Source organism: Bradyrhizobium oropedii, assembly GCF_020889685.1.
Classification (GTDB): domain Bacteria; phylum Pseudomonadota; class Alphaproteobacteria; order Rhizobiales; family Xanthobacteraceae; genus Bradyrhizobium; species Bradyrhizobium oropedii.
In genome coordinates this window covers 1-21,156 of record NZ_JACMYO010000116.1, presented here as the reverse complement: position 1 = coordinate 21,156, position 21,156 = coordinate 1, and the positions used below count along the sequence as shown (strand labels likewise).

Genomic DNA, 21,156 nt, shown 5'->3' with positions numbered 1-21,156 from the left:
ACGGAAGGCCCTTCCACGGTCCTTCTCAACGACAACAACACGGAGCGAAACGTCCATGTCCACCTCAGCCCAGTTCGACTTTGCACCGCTGCTCCCGGCCGGCCTGCCTGCGCCGGCCGCGCGCTGGACCGGGCTCGCCAAGTACAGTTTCGTCGGCGGCAACAATGATCCCGACCAGGTTCCGGTCGACGGGCTACTGGAGGCCATGAACGCCGTGCTGAAGCGCGAGGGCAGGAATCTCGCGACCTATAATCTCGCGCACGGGCCACAGGGCTATCTGCCGTTGCGCCAGTTCCTGACCGAGAAGCTGAAGCGCGACGCTGGAATTGCCTGCACGCCGGACGAGGTCATGATCGTCTCCGGCTCGTTGCAGGCGCTCGATCTGGTCAATCACACACTGCTCGCCAAGGGCGACACCGTGCTGATCGAGCAGGAGACCTATCAGGGCTCGCTGAACCGGTTGACGCGGCTCGGCGTCAATGCGGTCGGCATTCCCCTCGATGGCGAGGGCATAAGGATCGATGCGCTGGCCGCAGCGCTCGCCGATCACAAGCGGCGCGGCATCACGCCGAAATACATCTACACCATCCCGACCGTACAGAACCCGACCGGCTCGATCCTTCCCGAGAGCCGCCGCGCCGAGATGCTGAAACTGTCGAAAGAATACGGCGTGCCGATCTTCGAGGACGATTGCTATGCCGATCTGATCTGGAACGGTGAGCGGCCGCCAGCGATCTATGCCATGAGCACGCATGGCGGCGTGATCCATATCGGCTCGTTCTCGAAGTCGATCGCGCCGGCGCTGCGGGTCGGCTTCATCGTCGCGCCCTGGGCAATCATGTCGCGGATGCTGCCGCTGAAGACCGACGCCGGCTCCGGCGCGCTGGAGCAGATGGTGCTGTCGGAATATTGCGCGCCGCATTTTGCGACCCATGTGCCCAAACTGACGCGAGGACTGCGCGCAAAACTCGATACGCTGATGGAGGCGCTGAACGAGCAGTTCGGCACCGCGGCCGAATTCGAGGCGCCGAAGGGCGGCATCTTCCTCTGGGTCAAGCTACCCGACAATGTCGATACCTTGAAGCTCTACCAGGCCGCGCTCGCCGCCGGGGTCTCGATCAATCCCGGCCCGGAATGGTCGACCAGCAAGGCGCATTCCGGCAGCCGGCTGCGTCTCTGCTTCGCCAGCCCCTCGCACGAGCAGATCCGCGAGGGCGTCGCCGTGCTGGCCGAGGTGTGCCGCAAGGAGTTCGGCGTGCCGGCGCGCAGCAGCAATGTCGAGAAGCGCGGGTAGCGCTCCGCCCGGCAACAAGATGGATTGCTTCGTCGCTCCGCTCCTCGCAATGACGGCTGGTTAAGGCGTCATTGCGAGCCAACGGGTCGCGCGAACGCGCGCCCGATGACAGGCTCCGCGAAGCAATCCATCTCTCCACTCGCCCCTCACCTCACCGAAAACGGCGCCTGATAGGGCCGGCCGAACGGTACGCCGTTGACCACGGTCTGCACCGGCTTCAGCTGCTGATTGCCGTCGCGCTTGTTGTTGCGGGTGTCGACGAAGGTGACCGGACCTTCGACAAGGTCCATGATCGCGACGTCGCCGGGCGCGCCGCGCTGCAACGTGCCGATCTTGGGCATCCGGTTGATGATCCGCGCCGGCACCGAGGTCGCCATCGCGACGACCTGATCCAGCGAGGAGCCCATCGCCAGGAACTTGCTCATCACATTCGGCAGGAACGGGATGCCGGGCGAGTTGCCCGAGAGGACGTGGATGTCGGAGGAGATCGTGTCGGGCGTGCACCCGCCCGGAATGGCGATCTCGGCCACCGTAAAATCGAAGCTGCCGCCGCCATGCCCGACATCGAACAGCACGCCGCGCTGCTTGGCCTCGAGCGCTGCCGGCAACAGCTTGCCGTCCTGCACGATGTTGGTGAAAGCGCCGGACATGTTCGGCGCGCCGGAATAGGCGTGGGTGAGGATATCACCCGGCCGCAGCAGATTGAGGATGTCGGACATCAGCTCCTTGGTTTCGACGCCGCCGATATGCACCATCATCCGCGCCGGCCAGCCGCACATCTCGCAGGCCTGGATGCCGCGCTTCAGCGGCTCGAGGCCGTGCTTGAAGATGACGTTCTCCGACATCCGCACCTTGACCCCGATCAGGAAGTCCGGGTTCTCGGCCAGCGCCATGGCGCAGGCTTCGACCTGGGCGTTGTCGATATTGTAGAGCTCGGCGACCGGGAAGGCCGACAGGCCGTTGTTGGCGATATGGACGAAGGCGTAGATCCGCGCCCGCGACTGCGCCACGATGAAGCGCCGCAGTGCCGCGAGATTGTTGACGCCGGCATCGCCGGCCGAGACCACCGTCGTGGTGCCCTGAAATTGCACCAGCTCGTCGGCGGGAATGCCGATCGCCGATCCGTAGGGGTAGACGTGGCAGTGCAGGTCGACGAGGCCCGGCATCACGAGCTTGCCCGACGCGTCGATGGTCTTGGTGGCGCGCGCGGCCGGGATCTCGTCTTCGATCGCCTCGATCAGGCCCCAGCGAATGCCGATGTCGCGCTTGCCGCGCAGCGACTGGCTGGGATCGATCACGTCGCCGCTCTTGATCACGAGGTCGAACTTGTCGTCCGGCCCCATCGCCGCAGATGCCGGCCCCGCAATGGCGCTAGCGGCGGCCGATCCCGTAGCTTTCAAAAAATCCCGGCGTGAAAATCCACTCACGGCAACGTCCCCCCGAACATTGATTTTTATGGCGCGATGATGCGTCGGGCGCAGTGGTTAGGCAAGGCCGCCTGAACAGCCGTTCAGAAAACTCCTGCCGGTTCCTGAGGAACGTTCCGATGCCTGCACGGTTTTCTCCCCGCATCATTTGAGGAGGATGAGATGAAAAAGATTGGTTTTGTTCTTGCGGCGATTGGTACGCTCGCAGTGGCCGTTCCGTCGATCGCGAGCGCCGAGACCGTCGTGATCAAGCGCGGCCATCATCATCACTGGGATCGTGGCTGGGGCGCGCGCGCCGAGATGCGCCATGACCGTGGCTGGCATCGCGGCTGGCATCACGACCATGACCGAGCGGTCGTGATCAGGCGGGATCGCTACTAAAGCGTCGCTTCTAAAACGCCGACACATCCAAGAGACCGAAACAACGGAAAATGGCTCCTCGCGGAGCCATTTTCTTGTTCTACGTCTTGATCACATGTTCAAGGAGCTCAATCCCACGCTGGCGCGAAACCCGGATTGACGCAGCGCATGTCCTTGCGCAGCGCGGCGATCGCTTTGCGGTCGTCGTCGTCGAGCGTCACCTTCAGCGCGTCGAGATTGGCCTGTTGGCTTTCGGCGCGCGAGGCTTTCGGGATCGCCGCAACGCCGTCCTGATCGAGCAGCCATTTCAGTGCCACCTGGGCTGCGGTCGCATCATGCTTGCGGCCGATCTTCGCCAGCGTCTCGTCGGTGGCGAAACGACCCTGCGCGAGCGGACAATAGGCGACCAGCGGGATCGATTTCGCGGCGAGATAGTTCCGCACCGGCGTCTGCTCCAGCATGGCGTGATATTCGATCTGGTTGCAGGCGATCGGCGCCTTGATGTCCTCGACCACGGTCTTGAGCAGCGCGGTGGTGAAATTGGCGACGCCGATCGCGCGGACGCGGCCCTCCTCCTTCAGCTGCATCAGCGTCTCGAACACGGCCGGCAGCTTCATGCTCTTCGACGGCCAATGCACCAGATAGAGATCGACATGATCGAGCCGCAGCTTCTTCAGGCTCGCGTCGAACGCCGTCCGGATCGCATCCGGCGCCAAATTCTCGTGCCAGACCTTGGTGGTGACATGCAGGTCCTTGCGCGCGACCTTCGAGTCCGCAATCGCAGCCCCGATCGCCTCCTCGTTGGCGTACATTTCGGCGGTGTCGATGTGCCGGTAACCAAGCCCGAGCGCGCTCTCGACCGCCCCGCGGCAGGCATCGCCCTGCATGCGGAAAGTGCCGAGGCCGAGCTGCGGCAGGCTGATGCCCTGTGTCTGCAGATTTTCCATGGATAGCTCCTGACGCGTGGGACGCCGATGAAATCGACGACGTCACGCCAGCAAATCGTTTCGTGGGAATGAAATTGGCAGGACTGCCAACGCACATTGTGCCCGCAAACCGGGCCTTCGGGCAAGGCAGCGGCGATCAAGATGTCGCGACGGGGTTGGGGGCCGGCCTATATGTGCTGCGCCATGATCTGGCCGGGCCGCGCGTCCGGCCGCGGCTCGATGTCGACCGACCAGAGGTCGTGGTTATCGGCATCCTTCAGCGTCACCGTCATCACGCCGGTCTTGCCGTCGATATCGACGCGGCCGAAGAACTGCAGCCCGAAGCAGGGCGCGAGATTGTCGCCCTGCTCGGACGAGCAGCCTTTCTGGTACATCGCCTTCGGGCCAAAGGTGTTGTCGAGCTCACCCGGCGACCAGGTGCCGGCGTGCAGCGGACCCGAGACGAACTCCCAGAACGGCTCGAATTCCTGGAACACCGCGCGGTTCGGATCATAGCGATGCGCGGCGGTGTAGTGCATGTCGGCGGTGAGCCACACCGTGTTGCGGACACCCGCGCGCTTCATGAAGGACAGGAGATCGGCGATCTCGTGCTCGCGCCGCTCGGGCGGCCCGTCGCCGAGCGCGACCGCATCGAGGCTGACGAGGCCGATCGGCAGATCCGCTGCGATCACCTTCCAGATTGCGTCCGACGCCACGAGCTCCCGCTTCAGCCAGGCGAGCTGGCTCTCGCCGAGGATGAACGCCTGGTCCGGATCGCCCTGCTTGTTCCAGCTGGAATCGCGGTAGGAGCGCATGTCGATGATGAAGACGTCGAGCAAGGGCCCGTAGGCGATCTTGCGATAGACCCGGCCGTCGCGCTCCGGCATCAGCCGCATCGGCATGAACTCGTGGAAGGCACGGCGCGCCCGCGCCACCAGGCGCGAGCTGCCGTCCGCATCGTAGCCGGTCGCATCAGCGGTGCCGATCGGCGACCAGTCGTCGGCCACCTCATGGTCGTCCCATTGCGCAAACATCGGCACCTCGGCATGGAAGGCGCGAAAGTTCTCGTCGAGCCAGTTGTATTTGTAGTTGCCGCGAAACTCGTCGAGGCTGTGCGCGATGACGGATTTCTCCTCGGTGACGATGTTGCGCCAGATCTCGCCGTTGGGCAGCTGCTGTTCCGCCGGCACCGTGCAATCGGCATAGATGTGATCGCCGGAATGGATGAAGAAATCCGGGCGCTCGTTCAGCATGGTGCGGTAGCTGCGCAGACCGCCGCGCGCGGGGTCGATGCCCCAGCCCTGCCCCACCACGTCACCGGACCAGACGAAGGAGACCGAACGGCGGTCGGCCGGCGCGGTGCGGAAATGCCCGACGCGGCTTTCGCCTGATGTGCCCTCGTGATCCTCGAAGTGCACGCGATAGAACAGATCCTGGCCCGGCGGCAGGCCGTCGAGCAGCAGCTTTGCGGTGAAGTCTCGCTCGGGCAGCGCATCGGCGGTGGCGCTGCGCAGGATGGTTGCGAAGCTCTCGACGGCTGCGCACTCAATGCGCATGCGCGCGGCGCGATCGGCGCGGGCCCAGATCACGGCGGAATCGCTGGCGACGTCGCCGGACTGGATGCCCGCGATCGCTGGTCGATCCGCGGCCCGGCTCAGATAAGGCCTTGCCAGCGCGCCCAATCCCGCCAACGCGGCCGTCGACGCCGAGCGCACCAGAAGCTGACGCCGGGTAAGGCCTCGCCTCCTCGCGGAGATCGCTGTCGGCATCGAATAACCTTCGTCGAATCGTAACGAAGGTTTTGCCTGCGCTGTTTGACTCCGCCCTTACGGTTTCTTGACTCTCCGCCGACGGTTTTGCGACGGCGGGATGACTCGCGGGGGTGATGGAGATCGGAACAGTTTGAAGCGCTTGGCGCTTGGCGCTTGGCGCTTGGCGCTCGGCCAGACCCGTCATCCTGAGGAGCGCGGAACGCGCGTCTCGAAGGATGCACGGCCCCGCCCGTGACCGATTCATCCTTCGAGACGGCCGCTTCGCGGCCTCCTCAGGATGACGGGTTTGATGTTACGCGCGGGTCAAGATGAAAGCGACGCGACACCGCCTCTCACCGCTGCCAGTTGCAGATGCCGCCGGTGCGGCACGGCCAGGTCTGGATCCTGACGTCGCGGGCTTCCGCATCGAGCGGGTTCGAGTGCCGCCGTGCAAGCTTGGCGCGGGCGGGCACGCGTGCGGCCGCGCGCTTCGGTTCAGGCTGAGCGGTCACTCTGCTCGTCCGCACGGCCTTCTGCGGCGCGACCTTCGGCTCTTCGACCTTCGGTTCGGCATTGGCGTGCTGATCGGGGCTGCGGTCGGTCTTCGCCTCGACCGGTACCGGCTCGAACTGCGCCGGCGGGCCAAGCCGCTTCGGCGACAGCACCGCCTGGGAGAGATCCAGACTGAAGAACTCGCTCGGGCGATAGTCGTCGGCAAACGCCACGCCACCCAAAGCCAGCCACGCGGTGCAAACAGTTGCAACCAAAACACTTTTCAGGACCGTCAAAAGGGCCTCCTGAAATCACTCGAACGGCACAGCCATCATGTAGGGACCCGGCCGCGCGAATCCAGCCGTTGGTTGCGGGCAGGGTTACCGGTCAACCAAGGCGGCCGTGGAAAGTTCCCAGAGCCCGTTCCGATGGAATCGGAACCCGGCACCCCCTCCGCTTGAAAACGCCCTGCCCTACTCTGCCGCCTGTGCCAGCGGCTGGCCGATCGCGCGCTCCAGCCGCGCACATTCGGTGCGGTAGCGGGCGACGTTGCCTTCCTTGATGTGGCCATAGCCGCGCACGAGGTCCGCAGCCTTGGCCAGCGCCACGAGGCGCGGCAAATCGAGCGGCTTCTTGCCGTCGAGATGACGCAGGATCATCGCCGAATAATCCACCGGCAGCGCACGCTCCATCTTGCGTTCCGCGGTGTAGCCGAAAATGTCGAACGCGGTGCCGCGCAGGCCCTTCAGCCCCGCCAGCATGCCGAACGCCTTGAATATCCATGGACCGAATTCGCGCTTCTGCAAACGCCCGGTGACGGGATCGCGCTGCGCCAGCAACGGCGGCGCCAGCAGGACCTTCAAACCGGAATTGCCCTCGAACTGCTCCCGCAAGGCCTTCGCAAACTCGCCATCGGAATAGAGCCGAGCGACCTCGTATTCGTCCTTGTAGGCCATCAGCTTGAACAGGCCCTTCGCAAAGGCCTCGGTCAGGTCCTGCGAGCCCGGAGCCGCCGCGGCTTCGGCTGAACGAACGCGCGCAACGTCGTCGAGATAGCGCTTGGCGTAAGCCGCGTCCTGATAGGACGTGAGGAACTTGGCGCGGAACGCAATCGTCTCGTCGAGCGTCTTCTTGGCCGGTGCGGCACCTGCGCTCTTGAAGCGCGCGGCGCTGACCACGCGCTGCAGATCGTGCGCGGCAAGCCGGCCCCACGAGAACGCGGTCTTGTTCATCTCGATCGCGGCGCCGTTGAGCTCGATCGCCTTCAGGATCGCCTCGAGCGACAGCGGGATCGCACCGCGCTGGAATGCGAAACCGAGCATGAAGGCGTTGGTCGCGATGCTGTCGCCCATCAGCGCGGTCGCAAGCCCCGTGGCGTCGAGGATGTCGAGATCATCAGGTCTCACTGCGCCGTTCAGCGCATCACGCATCGAGCTGGCTTCAAAATCGATATCGGGATCGATCACGAAGCTCGCGGTCGGCAGCAGATCGGCGTTGACGACGGCGCGGGTGACGCCACGCTCGGCGCGGCTCAGCGCCGGTACGCTGGTGGCGACCACGAGGTCGCAGCCGAGGATCAGGTTGGCATTGCCGGGCGCGATGCGGACCGTGGTCAGCATGTCCGAAGTCGGCGCCAGCCGGACATGGCTCATGACCGCGCCGTTCTTCTGCGACAGGCCGGTGAAGTCGAGCGTCGAGCAGGCGATGCCCTCGACATGCGCGGCCATGCCGAGCAGCGCGCCAATGGTGATGACGCCGGTGCCGCCGATGCCGGTGATCAGGATGTTGTAGGGGTTGCTCAACGCAGCCACAGGCGGCGTCGGCAAATCCGCGAACAACGCCTTGGGATCGGCCGCAGTGCGGTCGGCCTTGCGCAGCTTGGGATCCTGCACCATCACGAAGCTCGGGCAAAAGCCCTCGATGCAGGAGAAATCCTTGTTGCAGTTCGACTGGTCGATGCGGCGCTTGCGGCCGAGTTCGGTCTCCAGCGGCTGCACCGAGACGCAATTCGAGGCCACCGAGCAGTCGCCGCAGCCTTCACAGACGCGCTCATTGATGAAGACGCGCTTGGCCGGATCGGGAAACAGCCCGCGCTTGCGGCGGCGGCGCTTCTCGGCGGCGCAGGTCTGGTCGTAGATCAGGACGGTGAGGCCCTCGATCTCGCGCAGAGTGCGCTGCACGGCGTCGAGCTCGCGGCGATGGTGGATGGTGGCGCCGGACGGGAAATAATTGGCGGGATATTTATCGGGATCGTCGGAGACGATCGCGAGCTTCTTGGTGCCCTCCGCCCAGACCTGATGCGCGATCTGCGATACGGTAAAGCCGCCTTCGGCGGGCTGGCCGCCGGTCATCGCCACCGCGTCGTTGTAGAGGATCTTGTAGGTGATGTTGACGCCGGCCGCGGCCGCCGCGCGCAGCGCCAGAAGACCGGAATGCGTGTAGGTGCCGTCGCCGAGGTTCTGGAACACGTGCTGTTCGCTGGTGAACGGCGCCTGCCCGATCCAGCTCACGCCCTCCGCGCCCATATGCGAGATGGTCTGGGTGTTGCGGTTCGGCACCGACAGCGCCATGCCGTGGCAGCCGATGCCGGCCATGGCGCGGCTGCCCTCGGGAATTTTGGTCGAGGAGTTATGCGGGCAGCCCGAACAGAAATACGGCGTGCGTTGCAGCTTCGCAATGCCGGTGCCCTCGGCCGGACGGTCGAACGCTTCGAGTTTTGCCAAACGCTGCTCCAGCAGCGGGCTGCGGTGGCCGAGCCGGCGCAGCCGCGCCACCACGGCAGCGGCGACCATGGTCGGCGTCAGCTCGCCCTCGCTCGGCAGCAGGGGCGCGCCGCTCTCGTCGCGCTTGCCGACCACCGAAGGCCGCTTCGACGCGTCCATGTTGTAGAGGATGCGGACCAGCTGATCCTCGATGAAGCCGCGCTTCTCTTCGACCACCAGCACGTCCTGCAGGCCCTCGGCGAAGGCGCGCGCGCCGCGCGCTTCCAGCGGCCAGGTCAGCGCCACCTTGTAGATGCGCAGGCCCAGCTCTTGCGCATCGGCATCGGTGATGCCGAGATCGGCGAGCGCCTGGCGCAGATCGAGATAGGCCTTGCCGGTCGCCATGATGCCGAGCCGTGCCGGCTTCGAATCCAGCATGATGCGGTCGAACCGGTTGACGCGCGCGAACGCCGCGACCGCGTCCATCTTCGGACCATGCAGACGCCGCTCCGCCTCCAGCGGCGGATCCGGCCAGCGGATCGAAAGCCCGCCCGGCGGCATCTCGAAATCGTCGGGCATGATGATCTTGATGCGATCGGGATCGCTGACGATCGAGGCCGAGCTTTCCACCGTCTCCGAGATCGCCTTGAATCCGACCCAGCAGCCGGAATAGCGCGACAGCGCAAAGCCGAGGATGCCGAGGTCGAGATAATCCTGCAGCGTCGCCGGATTGACCACCGGCATCAGCGCGGAGGCGAACACCTGCTCGCTCTGATGTGCGAGCGTGGAGGACTGGCAGCCATGGTCGTCGCCGGCCAGCGCGATCACGCCGCCGTTCGGCGAGGTGCCGGCCGAATTGGCGTGCTTGAGCGCATCGAGCGAGCGGTCGACGCCGGGGCCCTTGCCGTACCAGATGCCGAATACGCCATCGACCTTGGCGCCGGGGAACATGCCGACCTGCTGGCTGCCCCACACCGCGGTCGCCGCCAGATCCTCATTGAGGCCGGGAACGAAGGCGATGTCGTGCTCTCTGAGGAACGATTTCGCCCGCCACAGCGCGTGGTCGTACATGCCGAGCGGCGAACCACGGTAACCGGAGATGAAACCGGCGGTGTTCAGCCCGTGTGCGCGGTCGCGTTCGCGCTGCAACATGGGCAATCGGACCAGAGCCTGGGTACCGGAGAGGAAGATTCGTTTCGTATCCAACCGGTACTTGTCGTCCAGTCCAACTTCCATCAACGCCATCAGTTTCCCCGTCAATCAGTCACGCCGGCCCGGACCGGTCTCGTTATCTTCCCGATGATCATGCATCAGCATGCACTGATTTTGTTATGCATGAACAGCCCCGTTCCATGGCCGCAGCACATATCTCGTGCTGCGCTTGCGAGGCCTTGTAGCTCTGCGAGGCCTTGTTGCTCTGCGAGGCTTGCCGAACCCCGGCATCTTTGAAACGGTGGCGCGCAAAGGGAGACCAAGGATGATTAAAGTCGAATCCGCGTTCACGACGGAAATCTTGGAGAACGGCGACCTGCTGGTGGGTCCCTGGCGCAGCCCGAAGCAAATGCTTCAAACTCAGACCTACGACTCTCACGCGTCGATCCACGACGACGCAACCGCGCAGAAGCTCGGCTTCCGCGGCGGCACGATCGAGGGACCGACCCATTTCAGCCAGTTCGCGCCGCTGTGCGAGCGGATCTGGGGCCGGGCCTGGTTCATGACCGGGTGCCTGTCGGCGCATTACCGCAACCCGGTGTTCGAAGGCGAAGAGGTACAGGCCCAGATCGAGAAGCCGAAGCCGGGGCAGACCGTTTGCACGATCGGGATGATCAAGCGCGACGGCACCGAGATCCTGCGCGGCACCGCCTCGATCGACGGTGACGGCAGCGAGACGGCGCTCGCCCGCCGGCTCGGCGAACTGAAGCCGCTGGCCGATCCCGTGATCCTCGCCGACATCAAGGTCGGCATGAAGACGCCGCGGCAGGCGATCAAGATGGATTTCGACCAGAACATGGGCGATCTCTATCCGTTTTCGCTGGCCGACAAGCTCAAGGTGATCACCGAGCCGTCCGACTATTATTCGCTGGAGTACAATCCCTGGGGCCGCGCCATCATCCCGATGGAGATGCTGAGCGTGCTGTTCCAGTACCGTGCCCGCGAGGACCGGCTGCCGGTCCGTGGCCCCGCCGTCGGGCTGTTCGCCGATCAGGAGATCCGCCTGCAGCGCGGGCCGCTATTCCCCGGTGAGACCTATTGGGTCGAGCGGGAGGTCGTCGCGCTTTCGGGCAGCAAGCGCACCGAGAGCATGTGGGTGCGCTCGACCGTGTTCGATGCCGACAACGCAGAGGTTGCGACCATGCTGCTGAACGGCGCCAGTATGAAGGACTCCTACGCCGACTATGAAAGCGAGCACAAAGCCCTCTACGGCTGACGCGACAGCCGTCTCTCCCGACGACGCCTCTCTTGCAAGCCGCCGCAACAAGGACAAGAACAAATGGCCCGCCTGCCCTATCTCGAAGCCGACCAGGTCGCCCCTGAATATCGCGACATGCTCAAGCGCAACACCAATTTGCACAAGCTGCTGGTGAACTCGCCGGACATGGCGCGCGCCTTCAACGGCATCGGCGGCTATATCCGATTCAAGAGCAAGCTCGACCCGCGGCTGCGCGAGCTGGCGATCCTCCAGGTCGGCTGGCTCGAGAAGTCGGAATACGAGTTCACCCACCATGTGAAGATCGGCAAGGAGTTCGGCGTTACCGACGAAGACATCGAGGGCGTGATCGCGGAGACCGACGGCAAGCCGTCGAAACTCGAGCCGCTGGCGAAGGCGATCCTGAGGGGCGCCCGCGAGATGGTGCGCGAGCTTGCAATGTCGGAGGCGACCTTCGCCGAGATCAAGCGAGAGCTGTCCGACGAGCACATGACCGATCTGGTGCTGACGATCGCGTTCTACTGCGCCGTGGTGCGCGTGCTCGCCACCATGCAGATCGACAACGAGCCAGCCTACAAAGAGGTACTGCAACAGTACCCGATCCCGGGAGTGAAGTGACATGCGCCTGCAAGATCGCGTCGCCATCGTCGTCGGCGCCGGGCAGAGCCCCGGCGAGGGCATCGGCAACGGTCGCGCCACCGCGCTGACCTTCGCCCGCGAAGGCGCCAGGGTGCTGTGCGTCGATCACAATCTGGATTCGGCCCAGGAGACCGTCGACCTGATCGCGGCCAAGGGCGGTACTTCCGTCGCCTTCAAGGCCGACGTCACCCAAAATGCCGACATCAAGGCGATGGTGGCGGACGCGCATGACCGCTGGGGCAGCGTCGATATCCTGCACAACAATGTCGGCGTCAGCCTCTCCGGCGGCGATGCCGAGCTGCTCGATATCACCGAGGAGGCGTTCGACCGCTGCGTGGCGATCAACCTGAAGAGCTGCATCCTCGCCGCCAAGCATGTGATCCCGATCATGCGCCGGCAGCAGCGCGGCTCGATCATCAACATCTCATCGATGGCCGCGATCACGACCTATCCCTACGTCGCCTACAAGGCGACCAAGTCGGCGATGATCGCCTTCACCGAACAGCTGGCCTACCAGAATGCGCAATATGGCATTCGCGCAAACGTGATCCTGCCGGGGTTGATGAACACACCGATGGCGGTGGACACGCGCGCCCGCGAATTCAAGAAGAGCCGCGCCGAGGTCGAGGCCGAGCGCGACAGCAAAGTGCCGCTGCGTCACAAGATGGGCACCGGCTGGGATGTCGCCAATGCCGCGCTGTTTCTCGCATCCGATGAAGCGAATTTCGTGACCGGTGTCACGTTGCCGGTCGACGGCGGTGCAAGCGTACGGCGCGGTTAACCGGCCGCTTTAGCCCGGTTAATCCTGACGATTAACCCGGTTAATCGTCTCGATTAACCTATGTGACGACGTGCGGTTAATCTCTGTGACGCAATCACGCGTCATTGCACCGCAATGATTCGAAAAAATTGAAGTATTCCAATGACACGGCGATGTGACGGTGTGTCCACATAAATCGAAATCCTGACTCGTTGTGGTCGCACGAAATTCATCTGCGCTCTGTATCTCGCACGCCAAGAACTTCTGGAGTGCCTGGAACGATGAGCGAAGAATTCGAACTCAGACCCGATCAGTGGGATGCGCTGAAAGCGCTGCGGGCTCCCGCAGCAAACCCGTCACGGCTGAACCGGTTCGCCGTCGAAAGCCTGATCACGCTCGGCTATGTCGCCGTGCGCGGCGATTCGTTTGAACTCACGCCCGCGGGCCGCAAGGTGCTGGTCCGCGGTTCGTCACTTCTGCTGCTCGATATCGCAGCCTGATCCTTCGAAGCTGACATCAAGCTTACACACGCGGCATCATGCCGCGTGTGCTTTTCCCGGAATGGTCGCCTCGCCGTGCTGCGTCAGCGGCTTCATCCCGGTGAGGCTGCGCAGCAGCACATAGAACACCGGCGTCAGGAACAGGCCGAACACCGTGACGCCGATCATGCCGGAGAACACCGCGACGCCCATCGCGCGCCGCATCTCCGAGCCCGCACCGGTCGAGAGCACCAGCGGCAGCACACCCATGATGAACGCCATCGATGTCATCAGGATCGGGCGCAGCCGCAACCGACTCGCCTCAATCGCGGCTCTGATCGGTGAACGCCCGGCAAATTCGAGCTCGCGCGCGAATTCGACGATCAGGATGGCGTTCTTGGCCGACAGTCCGACCAGCACGATCAGGCCGATCTGGGTGAAGACGTTGTTGTCGCCCTTCGACAGCCAGACCCCGAACATCGCCGCCAACAGGCCCATCGGCACGATCATGATGATCGAGAGGGGCAGCGCCAGGCTCTCATAGAGCGCGGCGAGCACCAGGAACACCAGCAGGATCGCCAGCGGAAATACCCAGATTCCGGAATTGCCGGCGATGAACTCCTGATAGGTCAGGTCGGTCCATTCGAATGCAAAGCCCGGCGGCAGCGTTTCGGCGGCGATCCGCGTTGCCGCCTCCTGCGCCTGGCCGGAGGAATAGCCTGGCGCCGCAGCGGCGTTGATGTCCGACGACAGGAAGCCGTTGTAGCGGATCGCGCGCTCCGGACCGGCGCTCTGGCGGACCTTCAGCAAGGCCGACAGCGGCACCATGTCGCCGGACGACGAACGCACCTTCAACTGCCTGATGTCGTCGGCGCGCGCGCGGAATGGCGCGTCCGCCTGCACATAGACCGAATAGGTGCGACCGAATTTGTTGAAGTCGTTGACGTAGTAGGAGCCGAGATAGATCTGCAGCGTGTTGAAGACCTCCGTCACCGGCACACCGAGCTGCAACGCCTTCGTGCGGTCGATGTCGGCGAACAGCTGCGGCACATTGACCTGGAAGCTCGAGAACACGCCGGCGATCTCCGGCGCTTTCTGCATCGCCGTCATGAATGCCTTGGTCGCATCGTTCAACGCCTCATAGCCGAGGCCGGCACGATCCTCGATCTGCAGCTTGAAGCCGCCGATGGTGCCGAGGCCGTTGACCGGCGGCGGCGGGAACATGGCGATGAACGCGTCCTGGATGCCGGCATACTTCTTGTTGAGCGCGGCCGCGATCGCCGGACCGCTGAGCGAGGGATCCTTGCGCTCGTCGAACGGCTTCAGGGTCGAGAACACGATGCCGGCATTGGAGGAGTTGGTGAAGCCGGAGATCGACAGGCCGGGGAACGCCACCGAGCTCTCGACACCCGGCTGGGTCAGCGCGATGTCGCTCATCTTGCGGATCACTTCCTCGGTGCGGTCGAGCGTGGCGCCGTCAGGCAGCCGTGCGAAACCGACCAGATACTGCTTGTCCTGGCCCGGCACGAAGCCGCTCGGCACCTGCTTGAACAGCACGCCGGTCAAGCCGATCAGCAGCACATAGAGGCCGATCACCACGGCCTTGCCGTAGATCACCTTGGTGACGGTACGGCCGTAGCTCTCCGAGGACTTGGTGAAGACCTTGTTGAAGCCGCGGAAAAACCAGCCCAGCGACTTCTCCATGCCCCGGGTCAGCCAGTCCTTCGGCTCGTCATGTCCCTTCAAGAGCAGCGCCGACAGCGCCGGCGACAGCGTCAGCGAGTTGATCGCCGAGATCACGGTCGAGATCGCAATCGTCAGCGCGAACTGCTTGTAGAACTGTCCGGTGAGGCCGGAGATGAAGGCGAGCGGCACGAACACCGCGATCAGCACCAGCGCGATCGCGATGATCGGGCCGGACACTTCGCGCATCGCCTGGTTGGTGGCATCGCGCGGCGACAGGCCGGATTCGATGTTGCGCTCGACATTCTCGACCACGACGATGGCGTCGTCGACCACGATGCCGATCGCGAGCACCAGGCCGAACAGGCTGAGCGCGTTGATCGAGAAGCCGAACACATGCATCACTGCGAAGGTGCCGACGATCGACACCGGGACCGCGATCAAGGGAATGATCGAGGCGCGCCAGGTCTGCAGGAACAGGATCACGACCAGCACGACGAGCGCGATCGCCTCGAGCAGCGTGTGGATGACGGCCTCGATCGAGGAACGCACGAACTGCGTGGGATCGTAGACGATCTGATACGACACGCCTTCCGGCATGTTCTTCTTGATCTCGGCCATGGTGGCGCGGACATGATCGGAGATCTCAAGCGCGTTCGACCCCGGCGCCTGGAAGATCGGGATCGCAACCGCCTGCTTGTTGTCGAGCAGCGAGCGCAGTCCGTATTCGGAGGCACCGAGCTCGATCCGGGCGACGTCGCGCAGCCGTACCACCTCGCCGGCCGCGCCGGTCTTGACCACGATGTCGCCGAACTGCTCCTCGGTCGACAGTCGTCCCTCGGCGTTGACGGAGAGCTGGAGATCGAGGCCCTTGACGCTGGGCGAAGAGCCCACCACGCCGGCGGCGGCTTCGACGTTCTGCGCCTGGATCGCGCGCACCACGTCGCTCGCGGTCAGCGCATGCTCGGCAGCCTTTTGCGGGTCGACCCAGACCCGCATCGAATAGTCGCCGGCGCCATAGAGCTGGACGTCGCCGACGCCGTCGATCCGCGCCAGCCGGTCCTTGACGTTGAGCACTGCGTAGTTGCGCAGATACGTCATGTCATAGCGGTTGTTCGGCGACAGCAGATGCACGACCATGGTGAGGTCGGGCGAGCTCTTCTTGGTGATGATGCCGAGCTGACGCACCACGGCCGGCAGGCGCGGCTCGGCCTGCTGCACCCGGTTCTGCACCAGCTGGGTCGCCTTGTCGGGGTCGGTGCCGAGACGGAACGTCACCGTCAGCGTCATCGCGCCGTCGGTGGTCGCCTGGCTCGACATATAGAGCATGCCCTCGACGCCGTTGATCTGCTCCTCGATCGGGGTTGCCACCGTTTCGGCGATCACCTTCGGATTGGCGCCGGGATAGGTCGCGCGCACCACGACCGACGGCGGCACCACGTCGGGATATTCCGAGATCGGCATCGCCAGCAGCGAAATCAGGCCGGCCAGGAAGATCAGGATCGATAGCACGCCGGCGAAGATCGGCCGGTCGATGAAGAATTTTGAGAGATTCATGGCTCCACCCCCGCGTGCAGCGCTTAGCGCTGCACGACGTGCTGGTTGGTTTCAGTGGATGCCTGCTGCATACCGCGGGCGCCCATCTCGGCGACTTCCATCTTCAGAAGTGCGCCGGGGCGCACGCGCTGCAGGCCGTTGACGACGATGCGGTCGCCGGATTTCAGGCCGGCGGTGACGATGCGCAAGCCATCGACCGCGCCGCCAAGCGTGACCGAGCGATAGACCGCGCGGCTGTCGTCGCCGACCAGCATGACGAACTTCTTGTCCTGGTCGGTGCCGACGGCGCGCTCGTCGATCAGCACCATCGTCTGCTGCCTGGGCTGGCCCATGCGGACGCGGGCGAACTGCCCCGGGATCAATCGCCCGTCATCGTTCTTGAACACGGCGCGAACCCGGATGGTGCCGCTCTGCCCGTTGACCTGGTTGTCGATCAGCTGGATGTGCCCCTTGGCGCTGAGGCCGCCCGACGTCACCATGTCGACCGGGATCTGGTCGAGATTGCCGCGCTTGCCGGACGCGTCCGCGATCGAGTTCAGCGCGCGCAGCACGACTTCCTCGTCGGCATCGAAGCTCGCATAGATCGGATTGACCGACACCAGCGAGGTCAGCACCGGCGACGACGTGCCCGCTGCGACGAGATTGCCGACGGTGACCTCGATCCTGCCGACCCGGCCGTCGACCGGCGCGCGGACCTCGGTGTAATCGAGATTGAGCTTTGCGGTCTGCAACGCGGCTTCGGCGGCCTTGACGTTGGCGATCGCCTCGCGATTGGCGTTGTCGCGCTGGTCGAAATCGCGCTTGGTGACGATGTTGTTGCCAACCAGCTGTGCGCCGCGCTCGACCTCACTCGTGGTGAAGACGACGCGGGCCTTGGCGGCCTCGAGCTGGGCCTGGGCCCGGTCGACTTCCGCCGCATAGGGCGCGGGGTCGATCTTGAACAGGATATCGCCGGACTTCACCAGCGCGCCCTCGGTGAAGTTGGTCGAAAGGATCGCACCGGCCACCCGGGGCCGGAGCTGGACGCGGTCGACGGCCTCGAGCCGGCCCGAGAAGTCGTCGAACAGGGTGGTCGGGCGGGGCTGGATCACCGCTACGGTCACCGGCACCGCCGGTTCGGGAGCCGCGGCGGCAGCGGTGGCCTGGGCGGCATGGAAATAATGGCCGGTCGCGATCGAACCGGCCACCGCGAGGGCGCCAAGGATCACGACACCGCCGACAACGCGTCGGAATCGGCCGGAACGGGGATTTTGGGTTGACGAGGGCATTCACGCGCTCCACATATCTGTAGTGTTCGCTACAGATGTGGAGCTGGACGCCGGTTCGCAAGATGCTTATGTATCGAGCACTATGAATTTATTATCTCATTCATGGGGAAATGGGAAGTCGCGGAAAAACATCACGTGCAACAAGAGGATAAGCCAGGGACAATCCGTCAAAGAAACGGCACCCGGCTTACGGAGTAACGAGAAATGGGAATGGGACGCCCCCGCGCCTTCGATGCGGACGCCGCTTTGGACCGGGCCATGGACGTGTTCTGGCGCCACGGCTACGAGGGCACGACGATCGCGCAGCTCACCGAGGCGATGAGCATCAATCCTCCCAGCCTCTACGCTGCCTTTGGCAGCAAGGAAGGCCTGCTGAAGGCCGCGCTGGATCGTTACACCGAAAAGCGCGACGCCTGGATGGACAAGGTGCTCAATGCCCAGACCGCGCACGAGGTGGCCGAACGCTTTCTGATGGAGCACGCGGACGCCCAGACCGACCCCGCCAACCCGCCCGGCTGTCTGCTGGTCCAGGGTGGCCTCGCCTGCGGCACCGGCTCGGAGAACGTTCCGTTTGAACTGGCGGCGCGTCGCACCCGCACCGAGGACCAGTTGCGTGAACGCTTTGTCCGCGCCAAGGCCGAACATGACCTCGACGAGAACGTCGATCCAACCACGCTTGCGCGCTATCTCTCCGCGGTGACGTCAGGCATGTGCGTGATGGCCTCTTCAGGTGCGACCCGCGAGACGCTACGTGAGATCGCGGCGGTGTCGCTGAAGGCGTTCGAGGAGCAGACGAAAGGATAAAGCTGTTCACGTCAAGCGCATGCGAACTCCAACGGGGTTGGGAGTGACCGGCGATGAATCATTGGACCGGCTGGCTGCCAGGTCTCAACACGCTCCGTCGATATCAAGGGGCTTGGCTTCCACACGACATTTTCGCCGGGCTTGTGCTCGCGACCATGCTGGTGCCGGTCGGGATCGCCTATGCGGAAGCGTCGGGCCTGCCCGGCATCTACGGACTTTACGCCACGATCCTCCCGCTCCTCGCCTACGCATTGTTCGGGCCGAGCAGCATCCTCGTCCTGGGACCGGACTCGGCGCTTGCAGCCGTCATCCTTGGCGTCGTCGCTCCGCTGTCGGGCGGCGATCCCATGCGCGCGGTAACCTTGGCCGCCATGATGGCGATCGTCTCCGGAACGATATGCATCGTTGCCGGCATCGCGCGGTTGGGATTCCTGACTGAGCTTCTCTCCAAGCCGATCCGCTACGGCTACATGAACGGAATCGCCTTGACCGTTCTGATCAGCCAGCTGCCGAAGCTGTTCGGCTTTTCCATCGACGGCGATGGACCGCTGCGCAGCCTCTGGGCGATCGTCGGCGCGATCCTTGACGGAAAGACAAATTGGGTCACGCTCGCGATCGGCCTTGCGACGTTGGCGGCGATCCTGCTGCTCGCCCGCAACAAGCGGTTGCCGAGCATTCTGATTGCCGTTGTTGCGGCGACGGTCGTCACCGGTGTGCTCGGTCTCGGGGCGCACTATGGCGTGAAGATTCTGGGCCAACTTCCCCAGGGCCTGCCGGGTTTCGCCATTCCCTGGATCGGCTATGGCGACATCGTGCAGGTGCTGATCGGCGGATGCGCCGTCGCGCTGGTGTCGTTCGCCGACACCAGCGTGCTCTCGCGGTCCTACGCTGCAAGATTGGGCGATCGCGTCGATCCCAACCAGGAGATGGTGGGGCTCGGCGCGGCCAATCTGGCGGCTGGATTTTTTCAGGGATTTCCGATCAGCAGCAGCAGCTCGCGCACGCCCGTCGCCGAAGCTGCCGGCGCGCGCACCCAATTGACCAGCGTCATCGGCGCGCTTGCCATCGCCTTCCTGCTCCTGATGGCGCCGAACCTGCTCCAGCACCTGCCCAACGCCGCGTTGGCCGCCGTCGTCATCGCCGCGGCGCTCGGCCTGTTCGAGATCAGCGACCTCATGCGGATCTACCGCATTCAGCAGTGGGAGTTCTGGCTATCGATGGTCTGCTTTGTCGGCGTGGCCGTACTGGGTGTGATCCCGGGAATAGGCCTCGCCATCGTGCTCGCCATCGTCGAATTCCTGTGGGATGGCTGGCGGCCGCATTCCGCCGTGCTCGGTCGCGCCTCCGGCGTGAAGGGTTACCACGACATCACGCGATATCCGGGCGCGCGTCAGGTTCCCGGGCTGGTGTTGTTCCGGTGGGATGCGCCGCTGTTCTTTGCCAATGCCGAGTTCTTCAAGGAACGCGCGCTCGACGCCGTGGCAAAATCACCGACGCCGGTGCGCTGGCTGGTGGTTGCGGCCGAGCCGGTTACCAGCGTGGACGTGACCGCCGGCGACATTCTCGCCGAGCTGGACGAGGCACTGCACGCACAGAAAATCGAGCTGTGCTTTGCCGAGCTCAAGGATCCCGTCAAGGACAAGCTGAGGAAATTCGGCCTGTTAGCTCAGCTTGGCGAGACCAACTTCTTCCCGACCATCGGCGGCGCCGTTTCGCGCTACCTCGAGATCAATGGTGACGTGACCTGGGATGACCGGGAAGACCGGGCCGAAGCCTAGCCTCACCACATCGTCTGCCGCGCGCGCTCCGGCCATTCGCGATCGTACTTCTCGCCGCCGACGGTGTGCTCGCTCATCTCGGCGAGAATCTGGCCCGGCGTCGGCAGGGTCCTCGGATCAACCCGCTTGTCCGGATTCCAGAGGTCGGAACGCACGATCGCGCGGGCGCACTGGAAGTAGATCTCGTCCACATTCATCACGATGACCGTGCGCGGCGCCTTGCCCTCCATCTTGAAGGAGGCGAGCAGCTCCGGCTCGGCCGTGACATGGGCACGGCCGTTGACGCGGAGCGTGCTGCCTGAGCCCGGAATCAGGAACAGCAGCCCGACGCGGGGATCGCGCACGATGTTGCGCAGCGAATCGCAGCGATTGTTGCCGCGGCGATCCGGCATCATCAGCGTCTTCGGATCATGGATACGCACGAAGCCCGGCAGATCGCCGCGCGGCGAGCAATCGAGCCCCTCCGGGCCCGAGGTCGCAAGCGACACGAATGGCGACTTCTCGATGAGCACACGATAGAGCGGCGTCACGTGATCGGCGACCTTCACGGTCGACGCGTCGTTCGGAAAGCCGTAGATCGCCTCAAGCTGCTCGATCGTGGAAATCACCGACATTCGTGCTGTTCTCCTTTGTGGCGAGGCTACTCGTCCCAGCGTTCGCCCTTGATGATGCGGACAAGCTGTCGCGCGTGATATTCGGCGGTGCCGGAATTGACGATGGTGAAATCAGGCGTCGACGTGCTCTCGTCGACGGTGCGGGCCAGACGCTGCGCGAGCAGGCCGTCGCTGCTGCGCGCCCGCGCGGCCAG

General features: G+C 64.4%; 16 protein-coding genes. 8 read left to right on the top strand and 8 right to left on the bottom strand.

Annotation, left to right across the window (positions count from 1 at the left end):
- The first annotated feature begins 55 nt into the window (after positions 1-55).
- Positions 56-1,294: an aminotransferase-like domain-containing protein gene (locus tag H8A95_RS27720; RefSeq protein WP_229186092.1), complete on the top strand. Its 1,239-nt coding sequence runs from the start codon at positions 56-58 to the stop codon at positions 1,292-1,294.
- Between the two features lie 146 nt (positions 1,295-1,440).
- Here the strand turns inward: H8A95_RS27720 and H8A95_RS27715 are convergent, their stop codons facing one another.
- Complete coding sequence (locus H8A95_RS27715; protein WP_229186091.1) at positions 1,441-2,721, bottom strand: amidohydrolase family protein; 1,281 nt, start codon at positions 2,719-2,721, stop codon at positions 1,441-1,443.
- Positions 2,722-2,883: 162 nt separating this feature from the next.
- On the opposite strand from H8A95_RS27715, the gene H8A95_RS27710 reads away from it, so the two are divergent.
- The gene (locus H8A95_RS27710) at positions 2,884-3,102 is read left to right on the top strand and encodes a hypothetical protein (RefSeq protein WP_163156639.1); all 219 of its coding nucleotides are present in this window, start codon (positions 2,884-2,886) and stop codon (positions 3,100-3,102) included.
- A 107-nt stretch (positions 3,103-3,209) separates the two neighbouring features.
- On the opposite strand, the gene H8A95_RS27705 is transcribed toward H8A95_RS27710, so the two are convergent.
- From H8A95_RS27705 to H8A95_RS27690, 4 genes are all read right to left on the bottom strand, one after another.
- A complete protein-coding gene (locus tag H8A95_RS27705; protein WP_229186090.1) occupies positions 3,210-4,028 on the bottom strand; it encodes an aldo/keto reductase in 819 nt (272 codons plus the stop codon).
- Positions 4,029-4,195: 167 nt separating this feature from the next.
- Positions 4,196-5,776, bottom strand: coding sequence for an alkaline phosphatase D family protein (locus H8A95_RS27700; RefSeq protein ID WP_229186089.1), 1,581 nt, complete (start codon positions 5,774-5,776; stop codon positions 4,196-4,198).
- A gap of 335 nt (positions 5,777-6,111) precedes the next feature.
- Positions 6,112-6,483 carry a hypothetical protein gene (locus tag H8A95_RS27695; RefSeq protein WP_229186099.1) on the bottom strand — a complete coding sequence of 124 codons (372 nt, stop codon included), beginning with the start codon at positions 6,481-6,483 and terminating at the stop codon, positions 6,112-6,114.
- A 240-nt stretch (positions 6,484-6,723) separates the two neighbouring features.
- A complete protein-coding gene (locus tag H8A95_RS27690) occupies positions 6,724-10,197 on the bottom strand; it encodes an indolepyruvate ferredoxin oxidoreductase family protein (protein ID WP_274617659.1) in 3,474 nt (1,157 codons plus the stop codon).
- A 232-nt stretch (positions 10,198-10,429) separates the two neighbouring features.
- Here H8A95_RS27690 and H8A95_RS27685 point away from each other — a divergent pair, with 232 nt between their 5' ends.
- The 4 genes from H8A95_RS27685 (at position 10,430) to H8A95_RS27670 (ending at position 13,279) form a co-directional block, all read left to right on the top strand.
- On the top strand, positions 10,430-11,380 hold the full coding sequence (locus tag H8A95_RS27685) for a hypothetical protein (RefSeq protein WP_229186087.1): 951 nt from the start codon (positions 10,430-10,432) through the stop codon (positions 11,378-11,380).
- A 63-nt stretch (positions 11,381-11,443) separates the two neighbouring features.
- Complete coding sequence (locus H8A95_RS27680) at positions 11,444-11,998, top strand: carboxymuconolactone decarboxylase family protein (RefSeq protein ID WP_229186086.1); 555 nt, start codon at positions 11,444-11,446, stop codon at positions 11,996-11,998.
- A 1-nt stretch (position 11,999) separates the two neighbouring features.
- Positions 12,000-12,800, top strand: a complete 801-nt coding sequence (locus H8A95_RS27675; RefSeq protein WP_229186085.1) for an SDR family NAD(P)-dependent oxidoreductase — start codon at positions 12,000-12,002, stop codon at positions 12,798-12,800.
- A gap of 260 nt (positions 12,801-13,060) precedes the next feature.
- Positions 13,061-13,279, top strand: a complete 219-nt coding sequence (locus H8A95_RS27670; protein WP_028334528.1) for a hypothetical protein — start codon at positions 13,061-13,063, stop codon at positions 13,277-13,279.
- A 36-nt stretch (positions 13,280-13,315) separates the two neighbouring features.
- Here H8A95_RS27670 and H8A95_RS27665 read toward each other — a convergent pair whose 3' ends face one another.
- Both H8A95_RS27665 and H8A95_RS27660 read right to left on the bottom strand, forming a co-directional pair.
- Entirely contained in the window at positions 13,316-16,498 is a 3,183-nt protein-coding gene (locus H8A95_RS27665) for an efflux RND transporter permease subunit (protein ID WP_229186084.1), read from the bottom strand.
- Positions 16,499-16,521: 23 nt separating this feature from the next.
- On the bottom strand, positions 16,522-17,766 hold the full coding sequence (locus H8A95_RS27660) for an efflux RND transporter periplasmic adaptor subunit (protein ID WP_229186083.1): 1,245 nt from the start codon (positions 17,764-17,766) through the stop codon (positions 16,522-16,524).
- A gap of 204 nt (positions 17,767-17,970) precedes the next feature.
- On the opposite strand from H8A95_RS27660, the gene H8A95_RS27655 reads away from it, so the two are divergent.
- Both H8A95_RS27655 and H8A95_RS27650 read left to right on the top strand, forming a co-directional pair.
- Positions 17,971-18,570, top strand: a complete 600-nt coding sequence (locus H8A95_RS27655) for a TetR/AcrR family transcriptional regulator (protein WP_229186082.1) — start codon at positions 17,971-17,973, stop codon at positions 18,568-18,570.
- A gap of 53 nt (positions 18,571-18,623) precedes the next feature.
- The gene (locus tag H8A95_RS27650) at positions 18,624-20,348 is read left to right on the top strand and encodes a SulP family inorganic anion transporter (protein WP_229186081.1); all 1,725 of its coding nucleotides are present in this window, start codon (positions 18,624-18,626) and stop codon (positions 20,346-20,348) included.
- A 2-nt stretch (positions 20,349-20,350) separates the two neighbouring features.
- On the opposite strand, the gene H8A95_RS27645 is transcribed toward H8A95_RS27650, so the two are convergent.
- Entirely contained in the window at positions 20,351-20,962 is a 612-nt protein-coding gene (locus H8A95_RS27645; RefSeq protein ID WP_229186080.1) for a pyridoxamine 5'-phosphate oxidase family protein, read from the bottom strand.
- Positions 20,963-21,156: the final 194 nt, after the last annotated feature.